Here is a 17,634-nt window from a genome sequence, read left to right as displayed (position 1 = left end):
CCCAGACAGCTAGGAAGTTGGCTTAGAAGCAGCCATCTTTTAAAGAAAGCGTAATAGCTCACTAGTCGAGTCGGCCCGCGCGGAAGATATACCGGGGCTCAAACTGATAACCGAAGCTGCGGATGCAACTTTGTTGCATGGTAGAGGAGCGTTGTGTAAGCCGCTGAAGGTGAACTGTGAAGTTTGCTGGAGGTATCACAAGTGCGAATGCTGACATGAGTAACGATAAGGGGGGTGAAAAACCTCCCCGCCGGAAGACCAAGGGTTCCTGTCCAACGCTAATCGGGACAGGGTTAGTCGGCCCCTAAGGCGAGGGCGAAGGCCGTAGTCGATGGGAAACAGGTTAACATTCCTGTACTTGCAATTGCTGCGATGGAGTGACGGAGAAGGCTAGGCCAGCACGGCGATTGGTTGTCCGTGTTTAAGGTAGTAGGCTGGGGACTTAGGCAAATCCGGGTCCCTAAGGCCGAGAGCTGATGACGAAGCCTACTTTGTAGGTGAAGTGGTTGATGCCATGCTTCCAGGAAAAACTTCTAAGCTTCAGGCAATTGCGAACCGTACTCTAAACCGACACAGGTGGTCAGGTAGAGAATACCAAGGCGCTTGAGAGAACTCTGGTGAAGGAACTAGGCAAAATGGTACCGTAACTTCGGGAGAAGGTACGCCGGTTTTGGTGATGGGACTTGCTCCCTAAGCTGAGACCGGTCGAAGTGACCAGGTGGCTGCGACTGTTTATTAAAAACATAGTACTGTGCAAACACGTAAGTGGACGTATACGGTATGACGCCTGCCCGGTGCCGGAAGGTTAATTGATGGGGTTAGCTTAGGCGAAGCTCTTGATCGAAGCCCCGGTAAACGGCGGCCGTAACTATAACGGTCCTAAGGTAGCGAAATTCCTTGTCGGGTAAGTTCCGACCTGCACGAATGGCGTAACGATGGCCACGCTGTCTCCACCAGAGACTCAGTGAAATTGAAATCGCTGTTAAGATGCAGTGTACCCGCGGCTAGACGGAAAGACCCCGTGAACCTTTACTACAGCTTTGCACTGAACTTTGAGCCTACTTGTGTAGGATAGGTGGGAGGCTTTGAAGCTGTGACGCCAGTTGCAGTGGAGCCATCCTTGAAATACCACCCTGGTATGTTTGAGGTTCTAACCCAGTTCCCTTATCGGGATCGGGGACAGTGTATGGTGGGTAGTTTGACTGGGGCGGTCTCCTCCCAAAGAGTAACGGAGGAGTACGAAGGTGCACTCAGCATGGTCGGAAATCATGCAATGAGCATAATGGTATAAGTGCGCTTGACTGCGAGTCAGACATGACGAGCAGGTACGAAAGTAGGTCATAGTGATCCGGCGATTCTGAATGGAAGGGTCGTCGCTCAACGGATAAAAGGTACTCCGGGGATAACAGGCTGATACCGCCCAAGAGTTCACATCGACGGCGGTGTTTGGCACCTCGATGTCGGCTCATCACATCCTGGGGCTGAAGCCGGTCCCAAGGGTATGGCTGTTCGCCATTTAAAGTGGTACGCGAGCTGGGTTTAGAACGTCGTGAGACAGTTCGGTCCCTATCTGCCGTGGGCGTTGGAGATTTGAGAAGAGTTGCTCCTAGTACGAGAGGACCGGAGTGAACGAACCTCTGGTGTTCGGGTTGTCACGCCAGTGGCATTGCCCGGTAGCTATGTTCGGACGGGATAACCGCTGAAAGCATCTAAGCGGGAAGCCTCCTTCAAGATGAGATCTCCCTGGAACCTCGAGTTCCCTAAAGGGCCCTGGAAGACTACCAGGTTGATAGGCTGGGTGTGGAAGCGTTGTGAGGCGTTGAGCTAACCAGTACTAATTGCCCGTGCGGCTTGACCATACAACAGAGATGGTTACTGACGATTATCTAGCAGAGCTAGATTGGATTGTGAGCGTTAAGGCGCAAGCAACGAGAGACATACAGAGTTCTTGCGGTGTATTACTACAGATTGTTTTATCGAAGCCCGCCATGGATGGCGGGAATGCAGAAAATGCATGGAGCAATTTTCTGCCTTATTTGGGGTTACCGTTGATCGAAAGATCGTGCAAACGGCGGTAACACGGCAGCGCAGGGCCCTTGATATCAAGAGCAGCCCATAAGACCGAGCCAACCCAAGCCAGTTTGCCTGACGACCATAGAACTGTGGAACCACCTGATCCCTTGCCGAACTCAGAAGTGAAACGCAGTATCGCCGATGGTAGTGTGGTGATTCGCCATGTGAGAGTAGGTCATCGTCAGGCTTTAATTCAAAGGCCCAGTCGCTAACGCGGCTGGGCCTTTTTCATATGTGGAAAAAATTTTCCACAGCTTTATCCCGCCCAGAATTGTTCAAAAACCCATCGACGTATTTTTATACGGTTCCCCAAAGCCAGTAACCATGCGGTTTACCTCCAATATCCCGTAGTTATGCACAGGTCTATCCATGATATTTGTGAGTAACTCTAGTTACAGGCATGTTTCAGGCCAGTTGTGTTTGTATGTGCCATTACCTCCTATGGGGAGGAGGGGATAACTATCTGTTTACCCATTCTGGGGTGCGATAGAGTGCTTGGATAGATCAATGAAGACTAGCGTAAGGACAGGTTATGAATCAGCCTATAAAAGCGGCCCTGATAGGGCTGGGTTTCTCCGGCAGAACTTTCCACCTGCCATTTCTCCAGAGCCGTGGCGATTACGAGCTTATCAAGGTTGTTTCCGGGCAGTCGGAGTTGGCGAAGAAGCTTGTGCCTGAGGCGGAAGTCGTCCCCAGTATGGAAGACCTGAGCGATACCGACGTTGAGCTGGCGATTATCACGGCTCCCAACGAACTACACTTCCCTCTTGCCGAAGCGGCACTGAAGGCGGGGCTGCACGTGGTTCTGGAAAAGCCGTTCGTTAACACGGTTGGTGAAGGCGAGGCCCTGGTCCAATTGGCCGATGAGCATCAGCGAGTACTCAGTGTTTATCACAATCGTCGATTTGATGGAGATTTCCTGACGGTACAGGCGCTGCTGGAAAATCAGACACTGGGAACGGTACGCCTGTTTGAGAGTCATTTTGACCGATTCCGCCCCGAGCCCCAGGTGCGCTGGCGAGAACAGGCGGGGCCGGGTACCGGCTTTTTGTATGACCTGGGCTCACACCTGATTGACCAGGCGCTGGTGTTGTTCGGCTGGCCGGAGACAATTACCGCAAACGTGCTGGCAATGCGGCCGCACGCCGAAGTGGCCGACTATTTTCATCTGCAGTTGGGGTACGCGGCGCATCAGGTCATCCTGCACTCCAGCCCGTTTTGTGCGTCGCCCAATCATCGCTTCCAGTTGCACGGCAGTAAGGGGAGTTACCAGAAATGGGGGCTGGATCCCCAGGAGGACCGCCTGCGTGCCGGGATACGTCCGGATGGTTCTGAGTGGGGCAAGGAAGAGACCGAGCAATATGGTTCGCTTTACGTTGCTGGACAGAGGACGGCATTGCCAACACAAACCGGCAACTACCACCGGTATTACGACGCTCTGTATCACGCAATACGAAGCGGGGGAGAGCCTCCAGTCACAGCGCGACAGGCGCTGGATGTTGTCCGGTTGATTGAGCTGGCGGAACGCAGCGCCGTCGAGGGACGTACCCTGAGCGTCTGACCAGACGGTACTTGCCAGTCGCAGATCGGTTTCCGTTGCTTGACTATTTATATTGTGCGCAATTAAGTTTTGTGCAATATTGTCGTTCACATACTTTACTGATTCCACAAGGAGATCCAATGACAGACCTTTATTCGATTCCTCTGACGGCACCGGACGGCACTGAAACCACACTCGACGAGCATCGCGGAAAGGTATTGCTGCTGGTGAATACCGCCAGTAAATGTGGCTTTACGCCGCAGTACCAGGGATTGGAAGACCTGTACCGTGACTATAAAGAGCGGGGCTTTACCGTACTCGGGTTTCCATGCAATCAGTTCGGTCAGCAGGAGCCGGGCAGTGACAGTGATATACAGGAGTTCTGTACGCTCAATTACGGTGTCAGTTTTCCTGTATACGCGAAGCTGGACGTAAACGGCGAAGAGGCCCACCCACTCTTCCGTCACCTGAAAAGCGAGGCGCCGGGTATTCTGGGGACCGAAGCCATCAAGTGGAACTTCACCAAGTTTCTGGTTAATCGCGAAGGCAAGGTAGAAAAGCGCTACGCACCCAAAGACAAGCCTGAAGCGTTGGCTGCCGATATCGAGAAGCTGCTTTAATGGCCAAACCCGAGGGCGACGCCCTGCACCTGGATCGACAGCTCTGCTTCGCACTCTACGCCAGCTCCAGAGCCATGATCCGCGCATACCAGCCAATGCTGCGTGCGCTGGGTATCACTTATCCCCAGTATCTGGTGTTGTTGCTGTTATGGCAGTGGGCGGACGAAAAACGGAGTGCCGAGGCGATAACCGTAGGGGCCCTGGGCGAGCACCTGATGCTGGATTCGGGCACTTTGACCCCGCTGCTTAAACGGATGGAGGGCGCGGGGCTTTTGACCCGTCAGCGCTCGATCACAGATGAGCGGACGTTGCTGATTGCACTCACGGAAGAGGGGCGATCCCTCCAGCCGAGAGCCCAAGAGTGGAGAGACCGGGCGCTGGGTCAGCTGGATGTGCCCAGAGAGCGCTTGGCGTTTCTTCATGGCGAGCTCTGGGGGCTATTGGACCAGCTTCGTAAAGATCCATAGCTCGGGATGCTTTTTCTTTATTTTTGGAATGCATGGGACAGTTTTGTGAATATCCCATGTAATTCCAATGATTTTAGGATGGTTGTTGATATTGGGCTCGGTGTGCGGGTATAGTTTCGCTACCGTAACCAATCAGATGCAGCAATCATGTCTGTCGTTTATATGTCCGACAATGCAGAGCCTTATGTGGCCGATATCGTGGCAGTGAGGCACGTTGTCTCCAGTGTCCCGACACGCGCCTGTTCCACAATTCAATCCTGTCGGTGTCAGTCTCCTGTACGCCTGAATTTTGCTGCCGCTTTGCGACTACCCCGCCCGCTACGTCTACTACGTAGCGGCATATAATTTTATTCCCGCACCCCTCTACAGAATTCCGTACTTAATTCGAGCCGCGCATAGACAGCGACGTTAGCGCTGTTTAGCCTCGGGCAAGATTAGGAGAAAGGCCCTGATGAACACTATAAAAGATAAATTAGTCATTTTCGATACCACCTTGCGCGATGGTGAGCAAAGCCCTGGCGCCTCCATGACCAAGGAGGAAAAAGTCCGTATCGCTACCATGCTGGAACGCATGAAGGTGGACGTGATCGAAGCCGGTTTCGCCATTGCCAGTCAAGGTGACTTTGAAGCCGTGCAAGCAGTTGCCGAAACGGTCAAGGATTCCACCGTGTGCAGCCTTGCCCGCGCTATGGGGCCGGATATCATCCGCGCTGGTGAATCCCTGAAGAAAGCCAATTCCGGGCGTATTCACACCTTTATTGCCACCTCGCCGATCCATATGAAGTACAAACTGCAGATGGAGCCCGAGGATGTGCTGCGCCAGGCAGTTGAGGCGGTAAAGTCCGCCCGTCAGTTCACTGACGATGTGGAGTTCTCACTGGAGGACGGCAGCCGCTCCGAGCCTGAGTTCATGTACCGGATTATTGAGGCGGTGATCAAAGCCGGTGCCGGTACCATCAATATTCCCGATACCGTGGGATACGGCGAGCCGGAAGAGTACGGCGCGATGTTCAAACGGGTGATCGAGAATGTCCCCAACTCCGACAAGGCGATATTTTCCACCCACTGCCACAACGACCTCGGTCTGGCAGTGGCCAATTCCCTGTCGGCAGTTATGAATGGCGTGCGTCAGGTAGAGTGCACCATCAATGGTCTGGGGGAGCGTGCTGGTAATGCTTCGCTGGAAGAGATCGTGATGGCGGTGCGTACCCGCCAGGATCTGTACCCCGTGGATACCGGGATTGATACCACCCATATCGTACCGACTTCGCGCCTGGTGAGCTCCATTACCGGCTTCCCGGTACAGCCGAACAAGGCCATCGTCGGTGCCAATGCCTTCGCGCATGAGTCCGGCATTCACCAGGATGGCATACTCAAACATCGCGAAACCTACGAAATCATGCGTGCAGAGGATGTGGGCTGGGGCAATAATCGCCTGGTGCTGGGCAAACACTCCGGTCGCGCTGCGGTAAAAGCCCGCTACGAAGAGCTCGGGGTGACCTTTGCGGACCCGGCGGAGTTCAGTGTCCTGTTCCAGCGCTTCAAAGACCTCGCGGACAAGAAGCACGAAATTTTCGATGAAGACCTGCAGTCGTTGATCTCCGGCGCCGCCGATCCGGTGGAGCACTATCAGCTGACGGACCTCGAGGTCCGCAGCAAAAGCGGCAGCAACCCACGCGCGCAGCTGCAGCTGACCATTGATGGCGAGGTCTGTTCCTGTGAGGCGGAAGGCAGTGGACCGGTTGACGCTACGTTCAAGGCGATCGAGTCCGTTGTCGGTAGCAACGCGGACCTGAAACTGTACTCTGTTAATGCTGTGACCCAGGGGACAGACTCCCAGGGCAGCGTCACCGTGCGTCTCGAACGGGATGGTCGACTGGTGAACGGCGTAGGGGCGGACACAGATATTCTGATTGCATCCGCAAAAGCCTATCTGGATGCTTTAAACTTGCTCGCCAGTAAAAACAGCAAAGCGCAGGGGGTATAACCCCGGCTGACGAGGTGAGCACGTGAACGAACGGTTACGGACGGAGTATCTGACAGCACTGGGGGTCACCAGCTATATGCCCAGGTTTCGTCTGCCGTTGGCACCGGAGCCGACCCAGGCGCCATTGCCGCCGCCGGTTGAGACGTCGTCTATTGCGCCGGCCAGCTCGCCTGCCGCTGCACTGCTTGCCGAAACCGGGGCAGGCGCGGCCAACGTGCCGCCGCCTGAAAGTGCGGCCAGCCGTCCAGCCCCGAACCAGTCAGCACCGGTACAGATTCCGACTGATGTCGGTCGGGTGATTGGCAGTATTACTGCGGAAACCAAAATCGTTCCCACGGAGCCGGCGCGGGTGACTGCGCCGGAGCAGCCGGTGGAGCCGTTTGTGCTCAGCTGCTGGTGGCTGGGTCAGGAGCTGCTCGCGGTGGACAGTCGTGTCCCTGGTGCCGCACTGCCGGTAGAATCGCTGTTCGGCAATATTGCCCGCGCACTGGGTTGGCACGGGCTCGACTGTGAGCGCGATCGCCTGAAGTGGCCACCCGCAGAAAATCCATTTACTGCCGCTGCGGGTGCCGATGATGCGCGCGATATCTGTGGTAGCTGGTTGCAGGCTGCCTGTTCCCGCAAACCGGTAAAATCCATCTGGCTGATGGGAGATGCGGCTCAACAATTCTGTGCGCCGATTGCCTTGGAGCAGCCGGTAAATGACTGGAAGGGCGTACAGGTAATCGCCATGCCGAGCTTGACTACCCTGTTGCAGCAGCCGCTACAGAAGCGGGCGTTATGGCAGTTGCTCCGCCGCGTCTACCCCGAGCAGACCCGCGCATAATCGACCCGATTTACACATGACTGATCTCAAGATTCCCCCCGCCGGACTCGTATTCGTGCGCGCCTGTGCAAATGACAGCGATGCACTGGCGGCCCTGGCTGAACAAACGCAAATCCATCCCTGGAGTGCGGATCAGTATCGGCAGAGCCTGGCCTCCGGCCATCTTGGGTGGCTGTTGCGGACAAAACCGCAGCGGGAACCAGCGGGGACGCAACCTGGAGACATTGTGGCCTGCTGTGTAACCAGCCAGTTGTTCGATGAAGTAGAGGTTCTCGACGTGGCGGTCAGCAATCACTGGCGCCGCCAGGGGCTCGCCGAGTATTTGCTGCAACGCGTATTCACTGAGCTGGCGGATGATATCCACCGGGTATTACTTGAAGTGCGTGTATCCAACCGCGCTGCCCGCAACCTGTACCGTAAGCTCGGGTTCATGGAAGAAGGGCGCCGCAAGAACTACTACCCCAACCCCGACGGCAGCCGGGAAGACGCACTGATAATGAGTCTGCTACGGTAGCTGCCGGTTCAGGTGCGTCCGTCATTCAGTACTGGAAATTTCATGGCCAAATCCCGTCAACTCCCCTCATTGCTCGAAGGCTCGGTAGCTGCCCATCTGCGGCGCCTGGCATTGCCGATGGTATGGGGGATTCTCGCCACCATGTCTTTCAATGTCGTGGATACCTACTTTGTTGCCCAGCTGGGAAGTGGCCCCCTGGCGGCGATGAGTTTTACTTTTCCGGTGGTAATGGTCATCAATGCCATTGCTATTGGTCTTGGCGCTGGTACGTCCTCCGCGGTGGCGCGGGCTTATGGCGCCGGTGATTTGAACCGGGTACGCCGCCTGGCCACTGATGCGGTGTTGCTGGCGGCACTGATTGCGATTGTGGTTACGGTGGTGGGCTTGCTCACCATCGAGCCGTTGTTTCGCCTGCTTGGCGCCGAAGAAGCCCTGCTGCCACTGATCTCAGATTACATGGTGCCCTGGTACCTCGGAGCAGTGTTTGCCATGGCGCCGATGGTGGCGCTATCGGCCATTCGCGCCATTGGTAACAGTGCCCTGACAGGACGCATCATGGTGGCCGTAGCGCTATTCAATCTGGTGCTCGATCCGCTGCTGATTTTCGGCTGGGGTATTTTCCCGAGACTGGAATTACAGGGCGCAGCACTGGCGACGATTATTGCCAGGGGGGTGAGTTTTGTGGCCGCCTTTTATTATCTGGCGCATCGCGAGCAGTTACTGGCGATGTCGGTCTGGCGCCTGCCTGTAATCCGGGAATCCTGGGGACAGCTACTGCGGGTCGGATTGCCGGCGATAGCGACTAACGTGATTATTCCCATGTCCGGTGGGGTCGTGGTGGCATTGGTGGCGTCCCACGGTGCCGAAGCGGTGGCGGGACTCGGGGTTGCGTTGCGTATCGAGCCACTTGCCCTGATCGTGTTTTACGCATTGTCTTCCGTGGTGGGCCCGTTTATTGGCCAGAATGCCGGAGCCGGCAAAGTGGGCCGCGCGCAGTTGACGGTCTCCGTACTTGCGCGTTTCTGTATGGTGTTCGGCGTGGGGATGGCGTTAGTCCTGTATTTTGCTGGAGGACCGGTGGCGAGTCTGTTCAGTGATTCCCCTCAGGTTTTGTCGGTGGCCGTTGCTTATCTGACCGTGGTGCCGATCAGCTACGCCGGCTACGGGTTTGTCATGTCTGCCAATGCCGCTTTCAATGGCCTGGGGCACCCGCTGCCCGGCACCCTGATTTCATTTTTGCGTGTTCTGGGGCTGTACCTGCCCCTGGCCTGGCTGGGCAATCAGTTCTGGGGGATACAAGGGTTGTTTGTGGCCACAGCAATTTCCAACCTGGTGCTGGGGGGCGTTGCGTGGTGGTGGCTGCGGCGTTATATCGGCAGTAATGTATCGGCGATGTCACCGGTGACCGGTGGAGATGCGATAAAACGCGTGCAATAGAATACGTAAGAGAAGTAGCCGCGGATAGAAGCCAGAAATAAAGCCGGAGCTGTTCGGGTCTGTTTAGCAAAAAGGAGAACGCTGGCATGGGTATGGTGTGTAAGAAAATGGTCAGCGGGTTAGTGTTGCCGGCGCTGATTGCTTTAGTGCTTTCTGTATCCGCTCGGGCGACAGAAAGCCCGTTTGATATTTATCCCATCCATTTCGCCACCATTGACGGTACTGCCATCGCCTATCAGGACATGGGCCCGCCGGATGGGGAGCCGGTCCTTCTGATTATGGGGCTGGGGGCGCAGATGCTGCACTGGGGTGATCCCCTGGTTCGGGGCCTTTTAAAGCAGGGGTACCGGGTGATTTTGCTGGATAACCGGGATGCTGGGTTGTCGCAAAAATTTTATGCGCTGTCAGCACCGCCCATCTGGTGGGCATTGGTTAAACAGAAAGTCGGGATCACACCCAAGCCTTTCTATACCCTTTCAGACATGGCCTCGGATGCCGTGGGCGTGCTGGATACGCTGAATATTCAACGCGCCCACATTGTCGGCGCGTCCATGGGCGGTATGATCGCCCAGGTTTTTGCCGCAGAAAATCCGCAGCGTGTCCGCAGTCTTACTTCCATCATGTCGAGTTCCGGCGCGCCAAATCTGCCGGAGCCCGCTCAGGCTGCTGTCTCGGCATTGGCGTCCGGCGCCGAATCGTCACTGACCTTGGAGGGGGAGTTGGACAAGCGGGTGGAGATCGCGCGCACCATCGGTTCTCCCAGATACTTCAGTGAAACCTATGCGCGCGCGCTGGCGAAGCGCGTGGTGAGTCGGGGAACTTACCCGCCAGGTACCGTACGTCAGTTTCTGGCGATACTCGCCAGCGGGGATCGCTCCCCGTTACTGAACAAGTTGCAGTTGCCTGTGCTGGTTATTCACGGTGATGCTGATCCGTTATTACCTATTGCGCATGGCCGCGATACGGCACAAAAAATCCCTGATGCACACTTTGTGGCCATTCGTGATATGGGGCACGCGCTTGAGCCGGCGGTGAGTCGGCTGGTGCTGGAGCAGCTGATACCGTTTTTCGACGCTGTACGGGCGCAACCGCAGATTTCCGAAGCGGGCAGGTAATAGCTGCCCCTTCGATCACTCATTCTTTTTGCTTTAGTTTTTAACTATTCTGCCGCGATCGGCAGCGTAGCGTGTTGCAGCCATTCGCGGGTCGGTTCGTTGACCAGTGGCAGCAGTGTTTCCCGGACTTTCTGGTGATAGTCGTTCAGCCACCCAAGCTCGCTGTCGGACAGTAATAGTGGTTCTACCAGCTGGCGGTCAATGGGCGCCAGCGTGAGTGTTTCAAACTCGAGAAAGCCGGGGTAATTTTCTGCCTGCTTGGCAAGAATCAGGTTTTCGATACGAATACCGTATTCGCCGGTCAGGTAAAAGCCCGGTTCGTTGGAAACGATCATGCCCGCTTCTAGCGCGACATTGGTGTTCGCCTTGCCGATTCGCTGCGGGCCCTCATGCACACTCAGAAAGCTCCCTACACCGTGTCCGGTGCCGTGGGCATAATCCAGTCCGGCGTCCCACAGGGCGCGGCGCGCGAGGGCATCAATCTGCTCCCCGCAGGTGCCGACCGGGAACTTGAGGGTGGCAATGGCGATATGGCCTTTCAGTACCCGGGTGAAGTGATCGCGCGCCTGGCTGGGAACGGGGCCCAGGGCGACAGTGCGGGTGACATCCGTGGTGCCGTCCGGATACTGGCCGCCGGAGTCGATCAGGTAGATTCCCTCCGGCGCCATGCTTAGGCTGGATTCCGGTGTTACCCGATAGTGCACGATAGCGCCATTGCCGCGGTACCCGGAAATGGAATCGAAGCTGTCGTCAGTAAATCCCTCTCGTTGTTCCCGCTTGCTGCGCAGCAGTTGTACCGCTTCCAGCTCGCCGAACTTTGTACCTTTCACGGCTTCCGGCAGCTCTGCCAGAAACTCGCACAGGGCGGCGCCATCGCGGATATGGGCGGCACGGCTGCCTTCCAGCTCGACGCTGTTTTTGCACGCCTTGGCACTGGTGATCGGATCCCGTTCGAGTAAAAGTTTGATCTCGAGATTTCTCAACGCCTGCAGCGTCCAGCAATTGGTGAGTGACGGGTCCGTCCACACCTGTTGCAGGTGGCGACGCTCGGCCGCCTTGAACAGGTCGGATTTCTCCGTCACCAGCTCCACTTCGGCACCCAGGTGCTGACGCAATGTGTCGCTGATCGCGTTGTCCGCCAGGTAGAGCGTGGCACTGCCGTCACTGTAGAGAGCCCCCATGGAGAGGGCAACGGGCAGGTGAGGGATATCGTCACCGCGGATATTGAACAGCCACGCACACACCTCGGGATTGGGCAGCCACAGGGCATCCTGATTTTTGGCCGCTATCAACTGCGCGATGCGCTGGCGTTTACTGGTGGCGTCTTCACCGGTGAAACACATCGGGTGCGGCCGCGCGGCGCCCGCTGGTGTTTCCGGGCGATCTATCCACAGGCTGTCGACGAGATTGTTTTCCGTCGGCTGCAGGGCGATGCCGCACTCCTGGAGTCTCTTTTTCAGTGGGGCGAGGCCGGGCTCGGTATGCAGCCGCGGATCGAATCCCAGTGTGTCCCCTTCGTTCAGCGTGTCGCACAGCCAGTTGGCAATGTCCGGTGGCGACAGGTTTTCCAGCGCCAGTGGCTGTTCAGCGATCTGTTGCTCCGCCTGCAGGGTATAGCGACCGTCTACAAACAGCGCCGAACCACGCGTGGTAATCGCGGCGAGTCCGGCTGAGCCGGTAAAGCCGGTAAGCCAGGCAAGCCGTTCATCGGCAGCGGGTACGTATTCATTCTGATACTCGTCGCAACGCGGGATCAGAAAACCCTGCAAGCCGTGCTGGCCCAGTAGGTCCTGCAATGCGCGGATTGAAGCTTCGCTCATAGAATTCTCCAGTACTGCTTAATACGGTGGGGCATAACCATGTCCCGGTCGGCCTTAATGGCAATCATCTTAGGAGGTAATCCGCCATCTGTGCCACTACTGTGTGTCACTGAATGTGGCCTGAGCCATGAATCAAGACTGGCCATAAAGAAAGCCGCACCTGCTGCACATTTTCGACTCCCGCAAAGTTCCCCGCTTGAATTATGAAATTCACGCCAATCTGTTATGCAAAATCGCCACGTTGTTGTAATGAGCCTGATAATCGTTATCATTCGCGGCCTCTGGCTGGTAGGCCACGGGTAAATCGATAAAAAGGATACAATGATGATGCAACGCTTTTATTGGCAAGGGATTAGCGCGGCTGTGGCCATGGCCGTTGCGGGGGTGCAGGCGCAGGAATTGGACAGACAGGAATCGGTCCAGGACGACGCGCAGATGGAGACCGTAGTGGTTACCGCCACCGGTTTCGAGCAGAAAATTACCGATGCACCCGCCAGTATCTCGGTCATCAGTCAGGATGAGATTCAGTCCCGCCCCTTCACGACGTTGCTGGATGCCGTGAAATACCAGGAAGGGGTCGATATCGGCAGCACCCGCGATAAAACCGGGCAGGGCTCCATCAGTATGCGCGGCCTCACCGGCGATTACACCCTGGTGTTGATCGATGGCAAGCGCCAGAACAACCACGGTGATATTTACCCGAACAATTTCGGTGGCAACCAGTTCAATCACATCCCGCCCCAGGATGCCATTGAGCGGATCGAGGTGATTCGCGGGCCGGCGTCCACGTTGTACGGTGCCGATGCCCTCGGTGGTGTGATCAATGTGATCACCAAGCGCCATTCCGATGAGTGGAGTGGCGGCGCCAGTTTTGGCCGCAGTCTGCAGACCAATGAAAACTTTGGCGATGATCTCACCACCGATTTCGATGTGATCGGCCCGCTGGTACCCGGTGTGCTGAGTCTTGGTGTGCACGGCAGCGTGTATGAGCGCCTGGCCTCGAACCCGGAATTCCAGCCCGCGGTGGATCCCAATGGCGATGTGCATGTGCGCTCCATGGGCTTCGGCAGTGGTGGTCGCACAGTGGATAACACCAGTGAACAGTACGGTCTGAGCCTGTCATGGACGGTCAGCGACAGCCAGTTTGTCCGTTTCAACTACGATACCTCCGAGCAGGTCTACGACAACACGCCGACGTTCGATGTCAATACGGGTGAGATCAACTACCCCCTGGGCACCAAAGATAATATCGAGTCCGTGTGGGCGACCCGCGGCGGACAGGTCAACCCCCGTACCGGCTACGCGGCGGATCAGATGTTTACCCGCGACTGGTGGTCCCTGTCCCATGAGGGCGATTGGGGCTTCGCGTCCAGCAGTCTCTCCCTGAGCTATGTGGATACCCATAATGCCGGGCGTACCCTGCCGTTTACCGTGGCTGAGCGTCTGGAGCTGCAGGCAATGTACGATGGTAGCGGCGAATATGCGGGGATGAGTGAAGAGGCGCGCAAGGCCCTGGCGGAAGAGACATTCCTGCCGCGTCCATCCCGCACCCTCGCCAGCAATCAGTACACCCTGGATGCGCGTATGGATATCCCGCTGTCCGGGTTCGCCGGTGATCACGCGCTGGTCGTCGGTGGCCAGCTGATCGATGGCGAGTTGCAGGATGATGTGTTCGGTATGGAAGACAATGCCGCCGGCGGTGTGCAGGATCACCAGATGTACTCCCTGTTTGTGGAAGACAACTGGACGCCCGTGGGGGGCATGACGGTCACTGCGGGGGTGCGTTACGACAACCACGATCAGTTCGGTAGCCAGGTCTCCCCACGTCTCTACAGTGTCTATTCCCTGACTGACAATTGGACCGTGAAAGGCGGTGTAAGCACCGGCTACAAAACCCCGCTGACTACCGACCTTTATGACGGCATCACCGGTTTTGGCGGTCAGGGTACTTCGCCTTTTGCCGGTAACCCGGACCTGGAGCCGGAAACCAGCGTCAACTCAGAGTTGGCGGTGTACTGGACGGCTCCGTCCGGGCTGCACAACTTCAATGCCACTTACTTCCAGACGGACTTCAAGGACAAGATTGCCCGTGGCGATACCATCCTGAGCTGTGAAAGCACCGGTGGCGCCCGCCCGTGTGTGAACCTGGGGGAATACGATGCGCTCGGCTACCAGACCTACAGCCAGAAGATCAATGTGGACGAGGTGGAAGTCAGCGGTGTAGAGCTGGCCGGGCAGGTATCGCTATCACCGAGCTGGTCACTACGGGGCAACTACACCTGGATCGACAGCGAGCAGAAGAGCGGTGCACAGGCGGGGCAACCACTCACCAACACCGCCGAGCATATGGCCAACGCGACCCTCGATTGGCAGGCTACCGCGGATCTGGATGTCTACCTGCAGGCAGAACTGCGTTCCGACCGCTACCGCGACTGGGACAATGTGCTGGACAAGCCCCTGTACTTTGAAAACTACGAGGTGCTGAACCTGGGGGCGCGCCTGCGGATCAACGAGTATGTGTCCGTCAACGGGCGCATCAATAACCTGTTGGATGAGGATTTCACCTCTTACAGCACCTCCTACACAGACCTCAATGGCGATGGCGTATACGACTATGTCACCGGCCGCGGCGCGGTGAGCGAGGTGGTGTTTACCGATGACTACAACGTCAAAGACAAGGCTCGCAGCTTCTGGGTCGGGGTGAATGTCTCTTTCTAGTCCTTTCGATATGCGCTGCCGGGTCGACTGATCCCGGCAGCGCCACCCTCGCCCTCAGCCACGATAATGGGCCGCATTGCGATTTGAGGGCGGCTTCTTTTGGCTACTTATTCCGCCCCTGCCAAGACAGCCGCTTTTTGCCCCTCACTTCTCCTGTATAATGCGCGCCTGTTTTTTATCCAGCTGTGCATATTTGCTTTATGGCCCAATCTTCCTCCCTGGCGGGCATCAGTGGCCGCCGTACCTTCGCCATCATTTCCCACCCGGACGCCGGTAAAACCACGGTGACCGAGAAGCTGCTGCTGTTCGGGAACGCGATCCAGCTGGCAGGTTCGGTAAAGGGCAAAAAGGGTCCCCACGCCCGTTCCGACTGGATGAGCATGGAACAGGAGCGGGGCATCTCGGTGACGTCTTCTGTTATGCAGTTCCCTTACAAGGAGCGAGTGGTGAACCTGCTGGATACCCCGGGGCACGAAGACTTCTCCGAGGATACCTACCGGGTACTTACTGCGGTGGATTCCGCGCTGATGGTGATCGATGGCGCCAAGGGCGTTGAGGATCGCACCATCAAGCTGATGAACGTGTGTCGCCTGCGCACCACGCCGATTCTGTCCTTCATCAACAAGCTCGATCGCGATATCCGCGACCCCATCGAAGTGATGGATGAGATCGAAGAGGTACTGAATATTCAGGCTGCGCCAATCAACTGGCCACTGGGCTCAGGGCAACACTTCAAGGGCGTGTACAACCTGTATACCGACACCATTCATGTGTTCAAACAGGGGCAGGGGCACACCATTCCGGAAGATGTGCAGATCAAGGGGCTGGACTCCGACGAGGCCACCGAGTTGCTGGGCGAAGAGGCGGAAGAGATCCGCGATGAAATCGAACTGGTGCGCGGTGCCACCCACGAGTTTGACCTGGAGGCCTACCGGGCCGGTGAGTTGACGCCTGTGTTCTTCGGCACCGCGCTTGGCAACTTCGGGGTGCGTGAAATGCTCGACGGTTTTGTGGAATGGGCGCCGGGCCCCCAGCCGCGGGCAACCAACGAACGTACCGTGCAACCGGACGAAGACAAATTCTCCGGGTTCGTTTTCAAGATCCAGGCGAATATGGATCCGAAGCACCGCGACCGCATCGCGTTTATGCGCGTGTGTTCCGGTACCTACGGTCGCGGCATGAAAATGAAACACGTGCGTATCGGCAAGGATATTAAAATCGCCGACGCCGTCACCTTTATGGCCGGAGACCGCACCCATGTGGAAGAGGCCATTGCCGGCGATATCATCGGCCTGCACAACCACGGCACCATCCAGATTGGCGATACCTTTACCGAAGGCGAAGCGCTCAAGTTTACTGGTATCCCCAACTTCGCACCGGAACTGTTCCGCCGTATCCGGTTGAAAGATCCACTAAAATTAAAGCAGCTGCAGAAAGGTCTGCAACAGCTCTCGGAAGAGGGGTCCACCCAGGTATTTTTCCCGCTCGACAATAACGACATCATTGTCGGCGCTGTGGGGGTGCTGCAGTTTGAAGTGGTGGCCTACCGCTTGAAAGACGAATACAAAGTGGAGGCCATCTACGAAAACGTCAGCGTGAATACCGCGCGCTGGGTGGACAGTGAGAGTGCCAAGGAACTGGAAAACTTCAAACGCAAGGCCAGCACCCACCTGGCGGTAGATGGCTCCGGTCACCTGACTTACCTGGCGCCTACCAGGGTGAACCTGCAGCTTGCAGAAGAGCGCTACCCGGATGTGCGTTTCTACGCGACCCGCGAGCACTGACAACACGGTTTCAAAACAACAGACGCACCACCTACAGACAGTACAAGGCAGAGGTCTCACACACGTGGCGAGCAATAGAAAACCCACCATTCCGGCCCAGTTACCCGATGAGATGCCGCGAGCCGGCAACGGCTTTACCGGGGGCATCGGGCTGCTAATCGTGAAACTGCTCGGATGGCGTCTCGAAGGAGAGTTCCCGCCGGAGAAAAAGCTGATGGTGGCTCTGGCCCCGCACACCTCCAACTGGGACTTTGTGGTGGCGATGCCATTTATCATGGCCCTTAAACTCAAAGCCTCCTGGCTGATGAAGCGAGAGGCCTTTTTCTTCCCGTTCAAGAACCTGTTCAAATGGCTCGGTGGGATTCCCACGGACCGCGCCGCTGCGGGTGGCATGGCCAAGCAGGTTGCCAGCCAGTTCCGGCAGAATGAAAAAATGTGGGTGGCGATCACCCCGGAAGGCACGCGTCAGAAAACCGCGCGCTGGAAAAACGGGTTTCTGCGTATTGCCTATGCCGCCAATGTACCGGTATTGCTGGTAGCCTGGGATTTTCCCACCAAACGTGTGGTGGTGGACTCCCTGTATCGTCCGACCGGTAAACTGGACGTGGATATGCAAGAAATCCAGAAGCGTTTTCACAAGTACCAGGGACGTAATCCGGAAAACCAGACCGATTTTGTCGATGTGCCGTGAGTCCGTTGCTCTTGTAACAACATGCACTGACGCGGAGACGCA

General features: G+C 56.7%; 12 protein-coding genes and 2 rRNA genes (1 of these 14 cut by a window edge). 13 read left to right on the top strand and 1 reads right to left on the bottom strand.

From position 1 onward, the window contains the following. The 10 genes from LPW13_RS11585 to LPW13_RS11540 form a co-directional block, all read left to right on the top strand. A 23S ribosomal RNA gene (locus tag LPW13_RS11585) occupies positions 1-1,859 on the top strand; it begins 1,023 nt to the left of the window's first position. A 285-nt stretch (positions 1,860-2,144) separates the two neighbouring features. Beyond that, positions 2,145-2,260 (top strand): 5S ribosomal RNA (gene rrf / locus LPW13_RS11580). A 345-nt stretch (positions 2,261-2,605) separates the two neighbouring features. Next, positions 2,606-3,634 (top strand): oxidoreductase, encoded by a 1,029-nt coding sequence (locus LPW13_RS11575; RefSeq protein ID WP_230435560.1) that lies wholly within the window; start codon positions 2,606-2,608, stop codon positions 3,632-3,634. A gap of 119 nt (positions 3,635-3,753) precedes the next feature. Then, positions 3,754-4,233, top strand: a complete 480-nt coding sequence (locus tag LPW13_RS11570; RefSeq protein ID WP_230435558.1) for a glutathione peroxidase — start codon at positions 3,754-3,756, stop codon at positions 4,231-4,233. Further along, complete coding sequence (locus tag LPW13_RS11565; RefSeq protein ID WP_230435557.1) at positions 4,233-4,700, top strand: MarR family winged helix-turn-helix transcriptional regulator; 468 nt, start codon at positions 4,233-4,235, stop codon at positions 4,698-4,700. Before LPW13_RS11570 ends, LPW13_RS11565 begins: the two co-directional genes overlap by 1 nt. Before the next feature lie 451 nt (positions 4,701-5,151). Next, the gene (locus tag LPW13_RS11560; protein ID WP_230435556.1) at positions 5,152-6,687 is read left to right on the top strand and encodes a 2-isopropylmalate synthase; all 1,536 of its coding nucleotides are present in this window, start codon (positions 5,152-5,154) and stop codon (positions 6,685-6,687) included. Between the two features lie 22 nt (positions 6,688-6,709). Next, positions 6,710-7,513, top strand: coding sequence for a hypothetical protein (locus tag LPW13_RS11555; protein ID WP_230435555.1), 804 nt, complete (start codon positions 6,710-6,712; stop codon positions 7,511-7,513). A gap of 16 nt (positions 7,514-7,529) precedes the next feature. Then, positions 7,530-8,027: a ribosomal protein S18-alanine N-acetyltransferase gene (gene rimI / locus LPW13_RS11550; RefSeq protein ID WP_230435554.1), complete on the top strand. Its 498-nt coding sequence runs from the start codon at positions 7,530-7,532 to the stop codon at positions 8,025-8,027. A gap of 42 nt (positions 8,028-8,069) precedes the next feature. Next, positions 8,070-9,464 (top strand): MATE family efflux transporter, encoded by a 1,395-nt coding sequence (locus LPW13_RS11545; protein WP_230435553.1) that lies wholly within the window; start codon positions 8,070-8,072, stop codon positions 9,462-9,464. Between the two features lie 86 nt (positions 9,465-9,550). Further along, positions 9,551-10,579: an alpha/beta fold hydrolase gene (locus tag LPW13_RS11540; protein WP_230435552.1), complete on the top strand. Its 1,029-nt coding sequence runs from the start codon at positions 9,551-9,553 to the stop codon at positions 10,577-10,579. Positions 10,580-10,623: 44 nt separating this feature from the next. Here LPW13_RS11540 and LPW13_RS11535 read toward each other — a convergent pair whose 3' ends face one another. Next, positions 10,624-12,399 carry an aminopeptidase P family protein gene (locus LPW13_RS11535; protein WP_230435551.1) on the bottom strand — a complete coding sequence of 592 codons (1,776 nt, stop codon included), beginning with the start codon at positions 12,397-12,399 and terminating at the stop codon, positions 10,624-10,626. A gap of 321 nt (positions 12,400-12,720) precedes the next feature. Here LPW13_RS11535 and LPW13_RS11530 point away from each other — a divergent pair, with 321 nt between their 5' ends. The 3 genes from LPW13_RS11530 to LPW13_RS11520 all read left to right on the top strand — a co-directional run bounded on the left by LPW13_RS11530 (position 12,721) and on the right by LPW13_RS11520 (position 17,592). Beyond that, entirely contained in the window at positions 12,721-15,117 is a 2,397-nt protein-coding gene (locus LPW13_RS11530) for a TonB-dependent receptor domain-containing protein (RefSeq protein ID WP_230435550.1), read from the top strand. Between the two features lie 200 nt (positions 15,118-15,317). Next, positions 15,318-16,901 carry a peptide chain release factor 3 gene (gene prfC, locus LPW13_RS11525; protein WP_230435549.1) on the top strand — a complete coding sequence of 528 codons (1,584 nt, stop codon included), beginning with the start codon at positions 15,318-15,320 and terminating at the stop codon, positions 16,899-16,901. Between the two features lie 64 nt (positions 16,902-16,965). After that, positions 16,966-17,592: a lysophospholipid acyltransferase family protein gene (locus LPW13_RS11520; RefSeq protein ID WP_230435547.1), complete on the top strand. Its 627-nt coding sequence runs from the start codon at positions 16,966-16,968 to the stop codon at positions 17,590-17,592. The last annotated feature ends 42 nt before the right edge of the window (positions 17,593-17,634 follow it).

The sequence above is a fragment of the Microbulbifer celer genome, from assembly GCF_020991125.1.
Lineage (GTDB): Bacteria > Pseudomonadota > Gammaproteobacteria > Pseudomonadales > Cellvibrionaceae > Microbulbifer > Microbulbifer celer.
This window is presented reverse-complemented; position numbering and strand designations above follow the sequence as displayed.

Coding starts and splice junctions, on each gene's coding strand:
- LPW13_RS11575 (WP_230435560.1), top strand. CDS start 2,606: ATGAATCAGCCTATAAAAGCGGCCCTGATAGGGCTGGGTTTCTCCGGC.
- LPW13_RS11570 (WP_230435558.1), top strand. CDS start 3,754: ATGACAGACCTTTATTCGATTCCTCTGACGGCACCGGACGGCACTGAA.
- LPW13_RS11565 (WP_230435557.1), top strand. CDS start 4,233: ATGGCCAAACCCGAGGGCGACGCCCTGCACCTGGATCGACAGCTCTGC.
- LPW13_RS11560 (WP_230435556.1), top strand. CDS start 5,152: ATGAACACTATAAAAGATAAATTAGTCATTTTCGATACCACCTTGCGC.
- rimI (WP_230435554.1), top strand. CDS start 7,530: ATGACTGATCTCAAGATTCCCCCCGCCGGACTCGTATTCGTGCGCGCC.
- LPW13_RS11545 (WP_230435553.1), top strand. CDS start 8,070: ATGGCCAAATCCCGTCAACTCCCCTCATTGCTCGAAGGCTCGGTAGCT.
- LPW13_RS11540 (WP_230435552.1), top strand. CDS start 9,551: ATGGGTATGGTGTGTAAGAAAATGGTCAGCGGGTTAGTGTTGCCGGCG.
- LPW13_RS11535 (WP_230435551.1), bottom strand. CDS start 12,399: ATGAGCGAAGCTTCAATCCGCGCATTGCAGGACCTACTGGGCCAGCAC.
- LPW13_RS11530 (WP_230435550.1), top strand. CDS start 12,721: ATGATGATGCAACGCTTTTATTGGCAAGGGATTAGCGCGGCTGTGGCC.
- prfC (WP_230435549.1), top strand. CDS start 15,318: ATGGCCCAATCTTCCTCCCTGGCGGGCATCAGTGGCCGCCGTACCTTC.